A 17,680-nucleotide genomic window follows, 5' to 3' on the forward strand; every position below is an offset into this window, starting at 1 on the left:
CAAATAGGTATTTGTAGATTTAAAATGATTAGCCAATGAGAAGTTTGAAAACAGTGTTGATTATCTTGTTGTGTATGTGTGGTATACATGTGCAAGCACAACAGTTGGAAATAAAAGGTTTAGTGACGTCATCGGAGGATAAACAGCCGCTTATCGGAGCTACGGTTGCCGTAAAAGGGGTACCGGGAAGGGGAGTGGTAACGGATATGGACGGCCGTTACACTCTGAAAATAGAACCATCAGATAAAATCCTTGTCATATCCTATATAGGAATGAAATCGTCTGAGGTCAAAGTGCCGAGGAATGGAGTCTTGAATGTGGTGTTGCAGCCCGAATCACTTAATCTGGATGAAGTTGTGGTGACCGGATACGGAAATTTTTCAAAGTCATCCTTTACCGGATCAGCTAACACCTTACGGGCCGACATGCTGAAAAACGTACCGGTACTTTCTGTAGAACAGAAGTTGCAAGGTATGACCACGGGGGTAAATATTACTTCCGGTTCCGGCCAGCCAGGAGCTAATCAGAGTATCCGTATCCGTGGTATGGGTTCATTCAATGCATCCAATGAACCTCTTTTTGTGATTGACGGTATACCGGTCACTTCCGGCAGTATGGGAGCCGGTACGGGGGCCGATGCTGCCTATATGAACAATGCGAAAACAAATGTGATGAGTACTCTTAATCCTGCCGATATCGAGAATATTACAGTGATAAAGGATGCCGCCGCCGCTTCTCTTTACGGTTCGCGTGCCGCGAACGGGGTGATTCTGATCACTACCAAAAAAGGAACGGTAGGGCGGACTAAAGTTACTTTGAGCGCCAGCGGAGGCTTTTCTAATGCAGCTGTCAACTTCCGTCCCACATTGAACGGTGAACAACGCCGTGAAATGATTTATGAAGGTCTTTACAACTCTGCAGTAGACAAGGGACCTCAATCTCCCGAAGCATATGCAAACGCCAATATTGATACATATGCAGGGATACCGGAACTGGGATATACGGACTGGAGGAAAGAACTGATCCGAACCGCTCATAATCAAAACTACGAGGTGACGGCTTCCGGAGGTAACGAGCGAACTACTTTTTATGCTTCTCTCGGCTTTAACCGTCAGGAAGGTCTGGTCGAGAATTCTAATCTGGACCGTTACTCTGCCCGCCTGAACATGACACATAAAATAGGTAGCCGTGTCGAGGTAGGAGGTAACATGATGTTCACCCAAATAAGTCAGGAGATGAACGAGGAGCGCGGTTCCAATATCAATCCCTTCCTTTGTGTTGCTGTGTCTGCCACACCTTCTATGCCTGTGCGTGACGCTTCGGGCAACTATGTGGGGTCTTACATAGGTACCAATGTGAATCCGCTTCGTGACATCCGTACCGACTATAACCGCAGTCGTATGACACGTATGTTCTCCACCGGTTATGCTTCGGTAGATATCATCAAAGGATTGAAACTGAAAGAGACTCTGAGCTATGACTATACTGTGCAGAAAGATTCCCGCTATTTGAATCCGCTTAGCGGGGCAGGTCCCAAGAGCGGAAGTGATGCTCAGACCTCAAAGGGGTTTACCGAATATGGTAAGCTATTGTCGTCTACTTCACTCAACTATACCCATACATTTGCCGCTAAACATCACCTTGATATTTTGGCTGCCTATGAACTGGAAAGCTATCAGAGTGATAAAGCTATGGGAGAGAAGGCTAAACTCCCCTCGGATGTGTTGCTTGAGCCGGATAATGCCGCTGTGCTGAAGAGCTTTGTTTCTTCTACACAGGCATACAGAATGATTTCTTACCTGTCCCGTTTGAACTATGATTACGATAATCGTTATTACATTGCAGGTAGTTATCGCCGCGATGGCAGTTCACGTCTTGCTCCGGAAAGCCGGTGGGGAGACTTCTGGTCTGTTTCCGGTATGTGGCATCTGAGCAGTGAACCTTTTATGGAGGCTGTGAAGCCGGTATTGAATGATGTAAAAATCCGTGCTTCTTATGGTGTCAATGGGAATCAGCCGGGAGCTTTTTACGGATATATGGGGCTATACAGCTACGGGCAGAACTACATGGGGGCAGCAGGTTCATACGAGTCTGCCCAAGCCAATCCCAAACTGAAATGGGAAAAGAACTATAATCTGAATATTGGGCTTAGCCTGACTTTTATTGACCGTATCTTTGTGAATCTCGAATACTACAACCGCGATACAAAGGACTTGCTTTATAATCGCCCTATCAGTTCTACTACCGGTTTCCTGAACTATCTTGCAAACATCGGTCAGCTCAACAACAAAGGGGTGGAGTTCGAACTGCGCACGATTAACTTTGCCGGTCCTGACTTCAACTGGACATCGGTGCTGAATTTAACACATAACCGTAATAAAATCGTGGCACTGGACGGAGATATAAAGCAATCTGTCGAGGGCTCCTGGTTTATTCATAAAATAGGTCTTCCTTACAATAGTTTCTACGTGAAAGAGTTTGCCGGAGTAGACCCGTCGACCGGGAAAGCTCTTTATTATCTCAATACACAAGATGAACAGGGGAATTATAATAGAGAGATGACTGACGATGCTTCTAAAGCACAAGCTATTCCGTATAAATCTGCTGATCCTAAGATATCGGGAGGGTTCACTAACATCATTTCTTATAAGTGGTTTGATCTGGGACTTACCTTTACCTATTCGTTGGGAGGATATTCTTTTGACAAGACAGGTACTCTGATAGAAACCGACGGCAGCAAAGAAAAGTCATACAACCTGCCTGTATATGCTTTGGACCGTTGGCAGAAGCCGGGAGATAGAACTGATGTGCCTCGTTTTGTATTGGAACAGGGAGCCGGTCCACAAAATTCATCCCGCTATATTCACAGTACCGATCACATCCGCCTCAAGAACCTGACACTCGGTTTCACACTTCCCAGCAGATGGGTACAAAAGGCACTGATAGAGAATGCACGTGTCTACTTCTCAGGAAGTAATCTGCTGACATGGGCCAAATGGAAACAGTATGATCCTGAAGTACCGGTTAATGGTGAGGTGTTCTGTGAGGCTCCTCCCATGCGTACCTTCAATTTTGGGGTTGAGATAACTTTCTAAATCATTCATCATTATTAATATTCAGATATATGAAACGTACACTTATATACATGTTTGCCGCTATGTCGCTTGTGGGTTCTTCTTGTTCCGGCGACTGGCTGAATTTAAATCCATCTACCTCTGTGACTACTCCGCAAGCCATCCGTACACTTGAGGAAGCACAAATAGCTTTGAACGGCATTTATCGCATTGCCGCTTCACATAGTTATTATGGTGATAATTATCTCTATTATGCCGATTGCCGTGGTGAAGATGTTCAAGCACGTGTCAGCAAGGGAGCCGGAAAACGTGTATCACCTTATTATGAGTTCAATGTCACGGCAGATGATGCCTTGAATATTACCCGTGTATGGAATCAGCCTTATAGTGTCATTCATCAGGCAAATAGTCTGCTGGAAAGAATAGAATCCGGTGCGGTGGTTACCGATGATGCTGTGGCTCTCAACTGTATCAAAGCTGAAGCGCTTGCTTTGCGTGGACTGGCTTTGTTCGATCTCACCCGTCTGTTTGCTATGCCCTATACCTTGAACAATGGTACTTCTTTGGGAGTACCTATTGAGATTAAAACAACTTTGCCTACTCACCAGCCTGCCCGCAATACGGTGGCCGAATGCTATCAGCAGGTGATAGACGATATGACAGGTGCACTGAAACTCTCGGCACTTTCCGCTGATAAGAAAAACGGTTATCTTAATGTGTGGAGTGTCAAAGCATTACTTTCACGGGTATATCTTTATATGAATGATAATGAAAAGGCTCTCGCATTGGCCAAGGAAGTGATGAATAACGGTGGATTGTATCAGTTGTTCACACACGATGAATATCCTACTGTATGGGGAAAAGACTTCAATTCTGAGTCACTGTTTGAGTTTTACTACACTCTTTCCGAGCCTGATGGCGGAACGGGAGGTGAAGGTGCTCCGATGGTTTATGCCGATAATGTGAAGGATTGGAACAACCTTGTACTGACCAAAGCATTCCTCGATCTGTTGGGAGAAGATCCGGATGATGTGCGTCATTCATTGAATCGTTTGCCGGAGAAACCGGAAGAGGACCTATTGCCCGAAGGTTCCAAGGGTCATCCTAAATATCTGAATAAATATCCGGGTAAGACGGGGGATAATCCGCAGGATAATGACATTTGTATAATCCGCCTCTCCGAAGTTTACCTGAATGCTGCCGAAGCTGCCTTTAAGTTGGGGGGAGCAGAAAATCTGAAATTTTCTTTGGATTGTCTTAATGCCATCGTGAGCCGTGCTAATCCGGCGAAGTGCGTGACAGAATCGGAGTTGAGCCTGGAGCGTATCTTGAAAGAGCGCCGTAAGGAATTGGTAGGAGAGGGACATGCTTTCTTTGATGCCATGCGAAATGGTTTGTCTGTAAATCGTACCGGTGGTTGGCATTTGCCTTCTGTAGCTGCTGCTGCGGTTATTGCTCCGTCTGATCCGCGGGTAGCATTACCTATTCCGCAGGCGGAGATAGATGCTAATCCGAATATGGTGCAGAATCCGCGTTAATGCTTTCTGGGAGGTGAGATATACCGGTTTTTCGGATGACAAGGCTCGAACCGGCATGTTGTGAGACACCAGACAGTTATTCACTGAGGAATCTGCGGGCGATCTCTATCAGTGTATCTTTTCCTCTCATTTCGTCTTCTTGCAGCATATCTACCTTAATGTCCGGTTCAATGCCGAACTCGATGTGCTTCATCTGTGCATCGAAGTGAGGGCTGGCAGAGAAACGTACGCTCCACCCGTTGGGTAATTCGGAGGTAAAGGGCATACCCGATCCTCCTCCGGTTTTATCTCCGATGATGGTGACATTAGGCAGGCAACGCATGTGGTTGACAAAATCGTTGGTTGCGCTGAAAGAACGGCGATTGGTCAACACGACTGCTTTCTTTTGCCAGCGTACCCCATTGGCCGGTTCCAGATAGATGGCATAGGGTTTAGAGAAGTCGTTGTGTCCGGTTCCTGTTTTATGGCAGATGTATCCTGTCAGAACCTTTTCGTTAGTGAATCGGGAAGCGATGCGGGCGGAATTTGTCGCGTTTCCACCACCATTATCGCGCACATCGATAATTAGTCCATTGCATATGGCCAGGTAGGAGAGCACTTCGTCCAAGTTGCCGTTGCCAATCGGGTCGGCAAAGCTTTCATACCGTATATAGCCGATGTTGTCTTTCAGTATCTTATATTTGAGGCCTGCTGCCGTACGATAGTCCGTACTGGCACGGCCCAGATAAGAATCTTCAACCAGGTCTGCACGGAAGTTACGGGGATAATCCTGATACCAGGCGTCGTAGTAAGACACGTTGTGTGCCGAAGCCAGATTGACATGCCCGTCCTGCAATTCATAAAGCATTTCACTCAGAACTTCGAACAGCCCTTCGTTGCTCATATTCGGGGTAATACGTTTTTGATATTGGGTATAGATATCATCCCAGTCGATTTGTTTGTAATCGAGAAAGCAATATTGCCGGTCGATGATTTTCCATAACTGCTCAAAGTTTCCTTGTGGATCGTTGGCATACTCTTCTTCCCGGATACAGGAAGAGAGGAGAGCCAGAAAGAAAATCAGGCAGAAGCTTTGTTGCAGGATACTATGGATAGGAGGATTCTTCATGATTCACTTCTGTTTTAATAGGCTCTGACGGCAGGTGGCAGGGGAGTTCCGTTCTTATTTCGGATACGGAACAGATCGTGTACAAATCCCACCATGAAAACTTGTGAATAAGTATGTGTTTTGATTCCGTTCAGTTTGGATTGTTGGAGATCACACAAATAGCTAAGGCGCATTTTGGTATATCTGATTGGAAAGTCGACTGATATCATCTGTCGTAACGCCGGCTGATTATGCAGAGAAGTAAAACGGACTACGCCACTGGCGTGTCCGAGTGTGAATATTTCGTAGTAAGATTGCCCGTAATGGGGAGAGAACATGAGCCCTATTACCGGAAGATTAACCTGGTAACGTAATGCCAACGGATAATTTTTTATTTTTGTATGCCAGATGGCCATTCCCGAAGCGTCCAGGTTGATGTAAGCACGTGCTGAGGCCGGATTGTTGGTATTGCGCAGATTGTAGACAAAGCCGCCGTTGAAATCTCCCATTCCTCCGGCAAGCAGCTTAAAGTTGTCTGTTATGCGGAACTGATAGTGCAGTCCATAGTTCCAATTCACTAATCCGGCAAATGTATTGTTGTTATCTACCCGGTTGTGAGTATATGCCAGGTTTGCCTGGAAAAAGTTCTGTACCGAGACATTGCCATCGCCCCAGGCGGTCATACGCATTGTTTCGCGTGAGATACGAAATTCGATACCTTTATATTCCTGCGGAGAAAGATAGGTGTCGAATACATTGGTGTATCCCACACCGTACATGGTGGCACGTGTCACATAGCGGGTAGCTTGAAGTGAGTCTGTGCCGTTACCATTTCCGTTCCCTCCAAAAGAAGGGAGAGCGATTGCTATCATTAATAATAGCAATATACTTGTATTTACTTTCATACGCAGTTTTATCTTGGACTTGTGCTAAAACAGCTTCATCTGTCCGGTCATTTCATCGAGTATGTCGTTTTCTGTTTTACCATTGTCCGGGTCCAGATTTTCCGGTTCTTCATCCGTGTTTTCATCATCCGTGGTTTGTGGCGGATCCGGGAAACGGGTCGGTTCCAGTTCGTTGATGGTCTCTACTGTATAAGTAGTGAGACGTTTCCCTTTGGCCTTAAAACCTTTGACGGCAATGAATTCTTCGGCATCAATGACAACAGGTTCGCGGAAATTGTCGTGACCTCCGAAGATGATCTCCAATCTTGGGTAATACTCATCCGTCAGTAAAATCAGGCGGTTATGTTTGTTCTCACCCAGATAGTTCTGCTTGCGGGCAGTGGCTTCGAAGCAGAAACGTTTCAGGTACGGATAGTTCTGTTGGTCGGCATCATAAAGCGCAGCCGTCCATATCTTGTTGGCATCGAACTTCTCGACGATACTCACATTATCTTCGTAGTGATTGCTGAGATCGAAGTTTGAGGTATAGAACTCTCCGGTGTTCAGCACAACAAGGATGCTGTCGTCGCTCTGGAACTCACCCAAATATTCACCCCGGCCGTCGTAATTGAGGCGGAGCACATCGCGGTCGAACCATACTTTACGTCCGCCCAGTGTAGAGCCTCCCCGTTGTTTCAATACAATTTTGTGTACCGGCAGACGTGTCAGAATGACGCCCTGACTTTGTCGGCTGCGAATGGTCACTTCACTGAAATCACGCTCGAAGATGATGCGGCGTACACGAGGATTAGGTTTCAAGGTGACCTTGATGATTTCAGCTTCACCATTGGGGTTGGCACTGAAATAAGAAATGCGTGAATCGGGTTTACCTTGTGTCACGTCGTATTCACGGTCGCGTACGATGGAAGTGACTGCAAACCGTTTGATATAGTGTGTTCCTTCTGCACCGTCGCGGTAGGCTACGTTGTAGATGGTGCGTTTGTCATTCTTCTTAAATACATTGACGTAGATTACGTTTTTGCCCACAAACTTTTTGTCGGCTACGGGAGTGACCATGTAACGCCCGTCCCGGTAGAAGATGATCACATCATCGATGTCCGAACAGCATGCCACGAATTCGTCTTTCTTTAATGACGTTCCGATGAAGCCTTCTTCACGGTTGATATAGAGCTTTTCGTTGGCTTCCACCACTTTGGCGGCTTCAATGGTGTCGAAGTTGCGCAACTCAGTACGTCGGGGGAAGTTTTTCCCATATTTATCTTTAAGCATCCGGTACCATTGGATGGTGTACTCCACGATGTTGGCCAGATGATTGTTGATCTCGGCAATGTCTTCGTTCATGCGGGCAATAGCCTCTTCCGCCTTGTCGGAATTGAACTTCAGGATACGTCCCATCTTGATTTCCATCAGGCGGAGGATGTCTTCTTTCGTCACTTCACGTATGAATTGCGAATAGAAAGGAGTCAACCGTTCGTCGATGTGTGCGCAGGCGGCATCCATATCTTTAGACTGTTCGAACTCTTTATCTTTATAAATGCGCTCTTCAATGAATATCTTTTCAAGAGAAGCGAAATGCAGGCTTTCCTGTAGTTCGTCTTTCTTGATTTCCAGTTCCTGGCGAAGCAGGGACAATGTATTGTCGGCAGATTTTCTCAGGACGTGGCTGATGGTGAGGAAGTGAGGCTTCTGATCATCAATCACACAACAGTTGGGCGAGATGCTTACTTCGCAATCCGTAAAAGCATAGAGGGCATCGATTGTTTTGTCCGATGAAGTGCCCGGAGCCAGATGGACAAGGATCTCTACGTTGGCTGCTGTGTTGTCGTCTACCTTGCGTATCTTTATTTTTCCTTTGTCGACGGCTTTCAGGATGGAGTCGATGACCGAAGTCGTAGTCCTGCCATAAGGAATTTCGGTAATGGCGAGTGTTTTATTGTCTACTTTATTGATTTTAGACCGTATCTTTACTGCTCCACCGCGTTCACCGTCGTTGTATTTCGACACGTCAATAGAACCTCCGGTCTGGAAGTCGGGATATAGTTTGAACTCTTCGTTTCGCAGGTAACTGATGGAAGCGTCGCAAAGTTCGTTGAAGTTATGTGGTAAGATCTTGGATGAAAGTCCTACGGCGATACCTTCCACTCCTTGTGCCAGCAAAAGTGGGAACTTCACCGGCAAGGTGATAGGTTCTTTGTTTCGTCCGTCATACGACAGTTTCCATTCGGTTGTTTTAGGGTTGAACACTACATCGAGTGCAAACTTTGACAGGCGTGCTTCGATATAACGGGGAGCGGCCGCACCGTCACCGGTGAGGATATTACCCCAGTTACCCTGGCAGTCGACCAATAAGTCTTTCTGTCCCAACTGTACCAATGCGTCACCAATAGATGCATCGCCATGGGGGTGAAACTGCATCGTATGTCCTACAATGTTAGCCACCTTGTTATACCGTCCATCATCCATGCGTTTCATGGAGTGCAGGATGCGGCGTTGCACCGGTTTCAGTCCGTCATTGATATGGGGCACGGCTCGCTCGAGGATAACGTATGAAGCATAGTCCAGAAACCAGTTCTGGTACATTCCTGTAAGTTGATGTTTAATGCTTTCGTTATGTGAGTCCGCCGGCTTATAGTCAGAATGTCCTTCCGTAATCTCGTTGTTCTCTTCGCTCATAAAATCAAATTTCCCTCTGGTTTTAACAACAAATTATCTTTTTTACATCATTATTGGGTGATGTGCAGGCAAAAATACGAATTTAATTGAAAAAAATCATTTACTTTGCAGATTATTTCTGAGTCTGGCTTACAGGCAGATGTATGAAATGTAAATTGTAAATGACTAAATTGAAAATAAGACGATGGCACAAGAAGATGTTTTTAAGAAGTTAGTATCACATTGCAAAGAATACGGTTTTGTGTTCCCCTCAAGCGATATCTACGACGGATTGGGCGCAGTGTATGACTACGGACAGATGGGTGTTGAACTGAAAAACAATATTAAAAAATACTGGTGGGACAGCATGGTGCTGCTGCACGAAAACATTGTCGGCATTGACTCTGCAATCTTTATGCACCCTACCATCTGGAAGGCTTCCGGACATGTGGATGCATTCAATGATCCGTTGATTGACAACAAAGACTCTAAAAAACGCTATCGTGCCGATGTACTGATCGAGGATCAACTGGCTAAGTACGACGATAAAATTAATAAGGAAGTAGCCAAGGCTGCCAAGAGATTTGGCGAAGCTTTCGATGAAGCCCAATTCCGCAGCACGAATGGCCGTGTTCTTGAACATCAGGCAAAGCGTGATGCATTGCACGAACGTTTTGCAAAAGCACTGAATGATAACAATCTGGAAGAACTTCGCCAGATCATTATCGACGAAGAAATAGCATGTCCTATTTCCGGGACCAAGAACTGGACGGAAGTCCGCCAGTTTAATCTGATGTTTTCTACCGATATGGGGTCTACTGCCGATGGAGCCATGAAAATTTATCTTCGTCCGGAAACCGCGCAAGGTATTTTCGTAAACTACCTGAATGTACAGAAGACCGGTCGTATGAAAGTTCCTTTTGGTATTGCACAGATCGGTAAAGCTTTCCGTAACGAAATTGTAGCCCGTCAGTTTATCTTCCGCATGCGTGAGTTCGAACAGATGGAGATGCAGTTCTTCGTTCGTCCGGGCAGCGAATTGGAATATTTCAAGAAATGGAAAGAAATTCGTTTGAAGTGGCACAAGGCACTTGGTTTTGGCGATGATCATTATCGTTTCCACGATCACGATAAATTGGCTCACTACGCGAATGCCGCCACCGATATTGAGTTCCTGATGCCATTCGGTTTCAAAGAAGTAGAAGGTATTCACTCTCGTACTAATTTTGATCTTTCCCAGCACGAGAAGTTCTCCGGAAAGAGCATTAAATATTTTGATCCCGAGTTGAATGAATCGTACACTCCGTACGTAATCGAAACTTCGATCGGTGTCGATCGTATGTTCCTCAGCATTATGTCTGCCGCTTATTGTGAAGAACAGCTGGAGAACGGTGAAAGTCGTATCGTATTGAAATTGCCTGCCGCATTGGCACCTGTGAAGTTGGCTGTAATGCCGTTGGTAAAGAAAGACGGACTGCCTGAAAAGGCTCGTGAGATCATTGACAATCTTAAGTTCCACTTCCATTGTCAGTATGATGAAAAAGACAGTATCGGTAAACGCTACCGTCGTCAGGATGCCATCGGTACTCCGTACTGTGTGACTGTTGACCATCAGACATTGGAAGACAATTGTGTGACACTGCGTAATCGCGACACTATGGAGCAGGAACGTGTGGCAATCTCTGAATTGAATAATATCATTGCCGACCGGGTAAGTATTACCTCGTTGTTGAAAACAATCCAATAACTCTTTAGCGAATGAACAAAAAAATCTATTTATTACCGTTGCTGTTACTGGCCCTTATCTTTGTTTCTTGTGAAGAGACGAAAGAAGCTACAAAGTTTGATAATTGGAGGGCACGTAATGAAGGATATATTGATTCTTTGAAGACGGTATTTGATGACAAGAAGGATCCCGAGCTGAAAGCTTTTGCACCGGAAATAAATCCTAAGTTGCGAATTTACTATAAAGATAAAACACCTGCTGATAGACAATTGGGCGATAAACCTCTTTATACGGATTCTGTCGAAGTATTCTATCGTGGTTATTATATTTTTGGGGAATCTTTTGATGGTAATTTTACTGGTAGTCAGCCGAATCTTGACTTTGATGTACCTTTGAAGTGTTATGTAGATCCATTTAAGAGTACTACACAAACTTCAAAGTATATATCTGTCATTAGTGGTTGGGGAGAGACTCTACAACGGATGCGTGTAGGACAACACTGGACTATATATTTGCCTTATGAAATGGGGTATGGTGAAAAAGGGGATAGAGATATTCCAGGATATTCGACTTTGATTTTCGATATACAATTACAAAAAATTGTAAATGAATAGGATATGATTAATCTCTCCTGATTATTAATGCAATAATCAGGAGAGGTTATTTTAGGGTTTGTTTTATGATATTCTTACTGTGTGGCAGACTTTTTATTGAGGTTGCCATTCTACTAATGGGTAACTCCATCCATTATACATTTTAGTGCTTGGTATTCCGACTACTTCATGAATAATATAACCTTCTATATTTATGGAGTGCGATTGGGAGGTTGTGTTTTGAACGTCTATGCGGATCTCTTGATTGAGTTTTACTTTTCCTAAGTTACGTTTACACACATTGAAGTTTATGGAGATGTTCCTTTCTTCTTTTTCTGCAACTTTCCATTTCTTCTTACCTTTCCATTCTAACTTTAAAACCAAGAAAAGATTACTCCATGTGGTATGGGGTGGGAGGTTTTCGCGAATAATGACCGATTTAAGTTCATGGACATATTTGTATCTGAATTTGGATCCTGGTATTTTAAATTCATGTTGATATGATGTCCCAATCTTTCCATATTGTGTTTTGTATATCGCTCTTGTTGTTATTTCTGATTCTTCTTGGTTAACTCCTACTTGCCCATATAAAAGTGGGACAGTCAATGTCTTTCCTTTAATTGATTTCACGTACATATTTCCTTTTTCAAATGCAATTATGGTATCATTTATTTGCATTTCCATTTTATGGTTGAATAGTGCTTGAAATGCTCTCGGCATTTCTGCCATGATTTCATCTTCGCAAAATTCAAGGTCTGTATATAGCGGATATTTAATACCCGAGGCACGAACCCATTCTGTTTGTTCTTCATAAGTCATGTAAGATAGTGTGTCAAGGGTGTTATAAAACTCTTTTGCACTATTGAATACAATTCTGGAATCTTCTTCTTTTTGCGGATTTACTTGATTAGTCACCGTTTGATCCAATTCTGTTTCATCACATGATGAAAGTAGAATAATTGAAAATAGCAAAAATAATTTAGATATGGTTTTCATATATAATAAAGATTTATGCTCTTTGAGAGAAAGAGCTTGTTATTATTTAAAAATAAAATCTCAGATTTCATTTGTTGTAAATTCTCCGGTATATGCTCTGTTATCCAGTATTAATTCAATATTATAGTTTGATTCACTTTGATTGTTGCCTAAATCTATAGAGATACTACAATCGTTTGTTGAAACATTGTAATGAATGGCTTCTCCCGTATCTAAATTCATAATTGTGACAACTGCAGTTTTATTTATTTCTCTGAAAATAAGATCAACCGTATTTCCACAGATAAAAGCTTCTGCGGGACAAGGTGGGGGCAGAGAACGTTGATGGTGCTGAGTTTCTACTTTCATTTTAATTTTCTTTCTTGAGGCCATTGTTTCTGCATTTATATAGCCAACACTAATGAATAAGAATAGGGTAATTAGACAGGTTAACTTTTTCATGATAAATGAATTTATGTTTCTGCAAAGATAGTCCAATGCCCAAGTGATGATACTGATGTGAGATAACAATTGAAGGATTTATGATCACTGATAATCAGCTGTTTATGAATTTTGATATAACAAGGAGGAGGAACCGTATGATAAAAGGTCATAAAATTCCTTCTGAAGGAGAGTTCTCATTAAAAATTATAGAAAAAGTCTGGGGACTGATTTGTTTTTTTATGCGATACTTTCTTTGGGTGAGTGCCTGGTTACTTTCAACTCTCATACAAAATTTGATTGTAGAGGTAGATAGACGCAAATATTGTAGAATGCAATAGAAGAGGTCTTCTTGTGTTAGTTTTGGATATTGTTCTCGTAAATCCTGAATTGCTTCGATGAAAACTTCGTTTATCTCTTTCTGTATGGAATTAATTTCTTTCTGTTTTTCTTCTTTTCCTTTTTTAAATTTGGCTGTTTCTATTGCATGTAATTTTTTATATGATGTGGAAGTATGAAACAGTCGTGTACATATTTGAAGTGTTCTTTTCCATAATTCAACTTGTTGCTGCTTTAGTTCTTCTTTTTTCAATTCTTTATTCCTTTCCGCAATATATGTATTACTATCAATCAGCGTTTTGATTTTCTCTTTTAATTCATCTTTCTCTATTTGGTTATTTCTTAATTCACATTGTATTTTAATGTATACTTTTTTTCTTTTATTATCTTTATAAAGAAAGATAAATGTGATACACGCAATGAGTAATAATGTAGTTACAATAAGAAAAGCTGCATGCTTTTGCCGTTTTATAACTTCGGCCTGTTGTAATGTCTCTGTCGCATGTTGCTTTAGTATGTGACTTATTTCTGCACTATGGTTTAAATTTTGTATAGAATCATATAGAATGAGAGACGTGTCATTGTATAGAATTGCATCATTTAATTCTCCTTGTTCTTTTTTTATTTCATATAGAGCTTGGTATGCCGATGCCTGTGTATTTAAGTCTGAACTTTTTTTAGCTAAATTGATATAGTAAAAAGCAGAATCCAATTGATTCAGATTGTGTAATATTTCTCCTTTCCAAAAATACATGGCAGATAGATCGCTACTGCGTGGAGCATATTGAATAGAGCGTACTATATAACTATATGCCGCTTCATAGAGGTTTTCATTGTCATAAATCCGGGAAATATCACAAAATACGATAGACTGCCATGTAGAGTCATTGGTACTTGATGCAATGGTGAGAGCTGTTTGATAATATTTAAGAGCTTTCTCAAACTGTTCTTGAATAGCATATATGCTTGCCATTCCTCGAAGTGGATATAGGATATTCTTGCTATTGTATTGTTTATAAATGTAGTATGCGTCTTTATATACTTCTAAAGCTTTGTCATAAAAATCCTGGCTTTTATAGCATGTACCCAAATTATCGTATATCAAAGTTAATAATGTGTCATGGTCTGATGTTGCTTTTTCTGCAATGAGATATGAGTTAATGGCTTTTGCATAATCATTATTGTTTTGATAAAATCGTCCTAAATAAAAGTATGCTTTTGCTTTATTGTTGTCTTTTGATAAGTGATCATAATGGTTTATAGCAATCAAAATTAATGAATCGTTGATTAATTGATAGCCGGTTTTATCCTGTGCTTGTGCTAATAATAATGCGTATTTTGCGTTTTCTGAAACAGATAAATCTGTTTGATTTATTGTTTTTAATAATTTAAACGCACTATCGGGTTGATATTCCATAATGGAATCTGCCAGAAAGATGGTTCTGTTTATTTGTTGATGCTGTGAACAAGAATAAATGATAGTGAATCCTAAAAATAACAGTATTATATTTAGTAAATATTGTCTCATCTTTATATTTTTGCTTATTCGGAAGGTAAAGGTAACAAATTTTGTAAAAATAATAATTGATATTACTTTTTAAATTTTGATAGAATGGAATATATCAACGATTTAATCCGACGGAAGGACCGCCTTTTATCGGAAGACGAAGCAATGAGTTTACTTGAAAATGGAGAATACGGAGTGTTATCTATTTCTTCACCTGAAGAAGGTGTTTATGGCATTCCCATTAATTATGTATGGGATAAACAACAGTCTATCTATTTTCATTGTGCTCCCGAAGGGCGTAAGCTTTGTATACTTCAAGACTGTAATCAGGCATCGTTTTGCGTGGTAGGACGCACGCGCGTTGTTTCCAATCAATTTAGTACCGAGTATGAAAGTATCGTGATTAACGGGACTATGATTTGTCAGTTAGAAGAAACTGAGAAGCGAAAGGCATTGGAACTTCTGCTTGATAAATATTCTCCGGAAGATAAAAAGGTGGGGTTGAAGTATATGGAAAAGTCTTTTCACCGTACCCACGTCTTGAAACTTGTTATTAAAACAATATCCGGTAAGTGTAAGAAAATGAATCAGCCCTGTCCGGATTATTAAGAAGCCCCTGCCTTATCTCTCCTTTGTTTATCTTTTATTTTTTTAGCATGGGTTATTTTTCTTTCGCAAATGTAATCTGGATTACATTCTTTTTAAATGGAAATCCCTTTCTTTGCATAAATACATAGCATACATACTATGAAGGTAAAAGAATATATCCAATGGTTACTCCCTTCGCGTAAGTGGAGAGTACTTGCGATCATTATAACAGGTGTTATTGTAGGTGGAGGGGCTCTGACCCTTTATATGCTTCGGGCACATACCTATCTGACCGATGATCCGGCTGCTTGTGTTAATTGCCATATCATGGGACCGTATTATGCGACGTGGTTTCATAGTTCGCATAGCAGGAATGCTACATGCAATGACTGTCATGTTCCACACGAAAATGCAGTGAAGAAATGGGTATTCAAGGGAATGGACGGTATGCGTCATGTTGCCGTATTCCTCACCCATGGAGAAAAAGATGTGGTTCGTGCCAATGGTGAAAGCTCGGAGGTGATTATGAATAATTGTATTCGTTGTCATACACAGCTGAACACTGAATTTGTAAGTACAGGACGGATAGATTATATGATGTCTCAGGTAGGTGAAGGGAAAGCTTGTTGGGACTGTCATCGGGACGTACCGCATGGAGGAAGTAACAGTGTCGCATCCACTCCTAATGCGTTAGTCCCTTATCCGGATTCTCCTACACCGGAATGGTTGAAAAAAATGATCGAATAATATAGAAAATCAAGATAACAGAATTATGGAAAAGAAACTGAAATCATGGCAAGGATGGTTGTTGTTCTGCGGAGCGATGGTAGTCGTTTTTGTGCTTGGGCTTGTTGTCTCGGCGCTGATGGAACGCCGGGCAGAGACGGTAAGCGTTTTCAATAACAAACGGGTGGAAATTACCGGAATAGAACCACGAAACGAAGTGTTTGGGGATAACTACCCACGTGAGTATGAAACATGGAAAGAAACGGCTAAGACCGATTTCAAGAGTGAATTTAACGGTAACGAAGCGGTAGATGTACTTGCACAACGTCCCGAGATGGTGGTGCTTTGGGCCGGCTATGCATTCTCAAAAGATTATTCGACTCCGAGGGGACATATGCATGCTATTGAGGACATTACACATTCACTCCGTACCGGTGCGCCGATGGATGATAAAAGCGGGCCGCAACCTTCTACCTGCTGGACTTGTAAGAGTCCGGACGTTCCTCGCATGATGGAAGCTATTGGAGTGGATTCGTTCTATAATAATAAGTGGGGAGCTTTCGGTAGTGAGATCGTCAATCCGATAGGTTGCGCCGATTGTCATGAACCGACGAATATGAAACTTCATATTAGCCGTCCGGCTTTGCGCGAGGCATTTGCCCGTCAGGGGAAAGATATCGATAAAGCGACTCCGCAGGAAATGCGTTCGTTGGTATGCGCACAATGCCACGTGGAATATTATTTCAAGGGAGATGGCAAATACCTGACTTTCCCTTGGGATAAAGGATTTTCGGTAGAAGATATGGAAGCCTACTATGACGAGGCCGACTTTGCCGATTATACACATGCACTGAGCAAAGCCCGTATACTGAAAGCACAACATCCGGATTACGAGATTTCTCAGATGGGAATTCATGCCCAACGCGGAGTGTCGTGCGCCGATTGTCATATGCCCTACAAAAGCGAGGGAGGCATGAAATTCAGCGATCACCACATTCAGAGTCCGTTAGCTATGATCGACCGGACTTGTCAGGTTTGTCATCGTGAGAGCGAAGAGACATTGCGGAATAATGTATATGACCGTCAGCGTAAAGCGAATGAAATTCGTGGCCGTCTGGAACAGGAGTTGGCTAAAGCGCATATTGAAGCTAAATTCGCCTGGGATAAAGGTGCGACGGATACTCAGATGGCAGAGGCGTTGAAGTTGATCCGCCAGGCCCAGTGGAGATGGGATTTCGGTGTGGCTTCACACGGTGGTGCGTTCCATGCTCCGCAAGAGATACAGCGCATTCTGGGACACGGACTTGATAAAGCTTTGCAGGCCCGTCTTGCCATCTCAAAAGTGTTGGCTCAGCATGGCTATACAGCCGATGTGCCGATGCCTGATATTTCGACTAAAGAGAAAGCGCAGCAGTATATCGGTCTCGATATGCAGAAAGAGCGTGAAGCGAAAGATAAATTCCTGAAAACAGTAGTACCCGAATGGTTGGAGAAAGCGAAGGCTAACGGTCGTCTGGCTAAACTGTAAA

General features: G+C 42.6%; 13 protein-coding genes. 7 read left to right on the forward strand and 6 right to left on the reverse strand.

Annotated features, from left to right (window positions below; genetic code table 11):
* The first annotated feature begins 35 nt into the window (after nucleotides 1-35).
* Both DBK98_RS06040 and DBK98_RS06045 read left to right on the forward strand, forming a co-directional pair.
* Nucleotides 36-3,095: a TonB-dependent receptor gene (locus DBK98_RS06040; RefSeq protein WP_032536768.1), complete on the forward strand. Its 3,060-nt coding sequence runs from the start codon at nucleotides 36-38 to the stop codon at nucleotides 3,093-3,095.
* A gap of 29 nt (nucleotides 3,096-3,124) precedes the next feature.
* Nucleotides 3,125-4,612, forward strand: coding sequence for a RagB/SusD family nutrient uptake outer membrane protein (locus DBK98_RS06045; protein ID WP_005811949.1), 1,488 nt, complete (start codon nucleotides 3,125-3,127; stop codon nucleotides 4,610-4,612).
* A 76-nt stretch (nucleotides 4,613-4,688) separates the two neighbouring features.
* Here DBK98_RS06045 and DBK98_RS06050 read toward each other — a convergent pair whose 3' ends face one another.
* Genes DBK98_RS06050 through DBK98_RS06060 form a run of 3 tightly spaced genes read right to left on the reverse strand, consistent with a single transcriptional unit; the run spans nucleotide 4,689 to nucleotide 9,277 of the window.
* Nucleotides 4,689-5,720, reverse strand: a complete 1,032-nt coding sequence (locus tag DBK98_RS06050; protein ID WP_005811948.1) for a S41 family peptidase — start codon at nucleotides 5,718-5,720, stop codon at nucleotides 4,689-4,691.
* Between the two features lie 14 nt (nucleotides 5,721-5,734).
* Entirely contained in the window at nucleotides 5,735-6,571 is an 837-nt protein-coding gene (locus tag DBK98_RS06055) for a DUF3316 domain-containing protein (protein ID WP_229066957.1), read from the reverse strand.
* A 57-nt stretch (nucleotides 6,572-6,628) separates the two neighbouring features.
* The gene (locus tag DBK98_RS06060; RefSeq protein ID WP_005811947.1) at nucleotides 6,629-9,277 is read right to left on the reverse strand and encodes a DNA gyrase/topoisomerase IV subunit A; all 2,649 of its coding nucleotides are present in this window, start codon (nucleotides 9,275-9,277) and stop codon (nucleotides 6,629-6,631) included.
* Between the two features lie 184 nt (nucleotides 9,278-9,461).
* Here DBK98_RS06060 and DBK98_RS06065 point away from each other — a divergent pair, with 184 nt between their 5' ends.
* Both DBK98_RS06065 and DBK98_RS06070 read left to right on the forward strand, forming a co-directional pair.
* Nucleotides 9,462-11,003 carry a glycine--tRNA ligase gene (locus DBK98_RS06065; RefSeq protein ID WP_005779103.1) on the forward strand — a complete coding sequence of 514 codons (1,542 nt, stop codon included), beginning with the start codon at nucleotides 9,462-9,464 and terminating at the stop codon, nucleotides 11,001-11,003.
* 11 nt (nucleotides 11,004-11,014) lie between these two features.
* Nucleotides 11,015-11,596: an FKBP-type peptidyl-prolyl cis-trans isomerase gene (locus DBK98_RS06070; protein WP_005811946.1), complete on the forward strand. Its 582-nt coding sequence runs from the start codon at nucleotides 11,015-11,017 to the stop codon at nucleotides 11,594-11,596.
* 93 nt (nucleotides 11,597-11,689) lie between these two features.
* On the opposite strand, the gene DBK98_RS06075 is transcribed toward DBK98_RS06070, so the two are convergent.
* From DBK98_RS06075 to DBK98_RS06085, 3 genes are all read right to left on the reverse strand, one after another.
* Nucleotides 11,690-12,571, reverse strand: coding sequence for a hypothetical protein (locus DBK98_RS06075; protein ID WP_005811945.1), 882 nt, complete (start codon nucleotides 12,569-12,571; stop codon nucleotides 11,690-11,692).
* A gap of 60 nt (nucleotides 12,572-12,631) precedes the next feature.
* The gene (locus DBK98_RS06080; RefSeq protein WP_005811944.1) at nucleotides 12,632-13,012 is read right to left on the reverse strand and encodes a DUF3244 domain-containing protein; all 381 of its coding nucleotides are present in this window, start codon (nucleotides 13,010-13,012) and stop codon (nucleotides 12,632-12,634) included.
* A 148-nt stretch (nucleotides 13,013-13,160) separates the two neighbouring features.
* The gene (locus DBK98_RS06085) at nucleotides 13,161-14,858 is read right to left on the reverse strand and encodes a lipopolysaccharide assembly protein LapB (RefSeq protein ID WP_005811943.1); all 1,698 of its coding nucleotides are present in this window, start codon (nucleotides 14,856-14,858) and stop codon (nucleotides 13,161-13,163) included.
* Between the two features lie 84 nt (nucleotides 14,859-14,942).
* Between DBK98_RS06085 and DBK98_RS06090 the strand changes: the two genes are divergently transcribed.
* The 3 genes from DBK98_RS06090 (at nucleotide 14,943) to nrfA (ending at nucleotide 17,679) form a co-directional block, all read left to right on the forward strand.
* Entirely contained in the window at nucleotides 14,943-15,446 is a 504-nt protein-coding gene (locus tag DBK98_RS06090) for a pyridoxamine 5'-phosphate oxidase family protein (protein ID WP_005811941.1), read from the forward strand.
* 138 nt (nucleotides 15,447-15,584) lie between these two features.
* Nucleotides 15,585-16,172 (forward strand): cytochrome c nitrite reductase small subunit, encoded by a 588-nt coding sequence (gene nrfH, locus DBK98_RS06095; protein WP_005779097.1) that lies wholly within the window; start codon nucleotides 15,585-15,587, stop codon nucleotides 16,170-16,172.
* 25 nt (nucleotides 16,173-16,197) lie between these two features.
* Complete coding sequence (gene nrfA, locus DBK98_RS06100) at nucleotides 16,198-17,679, forward strand: ammonia-forming cytochrome c nitrite reductase (RefSeq protein ID WP_005811939.1); 1,482 nt, start codon at nucleotides 16,198-16,200, stop codon at nucleotides 17,677-17,679.
* Nucleotide 17,680: the final 1 nt, after the last annotated feature.

Origin of the sequence: Bacteroides sp. PHL 2737, assembly GCF_004115325.2 — a bacterium.
GTDB classification, from domain to species: Bacteria; Bacteroidota; Bacteroidia; order Bacteroidales; family Bacteroidaceae; genus Bacteroides; species Bacteroides hominis.

Excerpts from the sequence above, each read along its gene's own strand:
- DBK98_RS06060 (WP_005811947.1), bottom strand. The coding sequence starts at position 9,277 with ATGAGCGAAGAGAACAACGAGATTACGGAAGGACATTCTGACTATAAG.
- DBK98_RS06045 (WP_005811949.1), top strand. The coding sequence starts at position 3,125 with ATGAAACGTACACTTATATACATGTTTGCCGCTATGTCGCTTGTGGGT.
- DBK98_RS06070 (WP_005811946.1), top strand. The coding sequence starts at position 11,015 with ATGAACAAAAAAATCTATTTATTACCGTTGCTGTTACTGGCCCTTATC.
- DBK98_RS06090 (WP_005811941.1), top strand. The coding sequence starts at position 14,943 with ATGGAATATATCAACGATTTAATCCGACGGAAGGACCGCCTTTTATCG.
- DBK98_RS06085 (WP_005811943.1), bottom strand. The coding sequence starts at position 14,858 with ATGAGACAATATTTACTAAATATAATACTGTTATTTTTAGGATTCACT.
- DBK98_RS06065 (WP_005779103.1), top strand. The coding sequence starts at position 9,462 with ATGGCACAAGAAGATGTTTTTAAGAAGTTAGTATCACATTGCAAAGAA.
- nrfH (WP_005779097.1), top strand. The coding sequence starts at position 15,585 with ATGAAGGTAAAAGAATATATCCAATGGTTACTCCCTTCGCGTAAGTGG.
- DBK98_RS06055 (WP_229066957.1), bottom strand. The coding sequence starts at position 6,571 with ATGATAGCAATCGCTCTCCCTTCTTTTGGAGGGAACGGAAATGGTAAC.
- DBK98_RS06040 (WP_032536768.1), top strand. The coding sequence starts at position 36 with ATGAGAAGTTTGAAAACAGTGTTGATTATCTTGTTGTGTATGTGTGGT.
- nrfA (WP_005811939.1), top strand. The coding sequence starts at position 16,198 with ATGGAAAAGAAACTGAAATCATGGCAAGGATGGTTGTTGTTCTGCGGA.
- DBK98_RS06050 (WP_005811948.1), bottom strand. The coding sequence starts at position 5,720 with ATGAAGAATCCTCCTATCCATAGTATCCTGCAACAAAGCTTCTGCCTG.
- DBK98_RS06080 (WP_005811944.1), bottom strand. The coding sequence starts at position 13,012 with ATGAAAAAGTTAACCTGTCTAATTACCCTATTCTTATTCATTAGTGTT.
- DBK98_RS06075 (WP_005811945.1), bottom strand. The coding sequence starts at position 12,571 with ATGAAAACCATATCTAAATTATTTTTGCTATTTTCAATTATTCTACTT.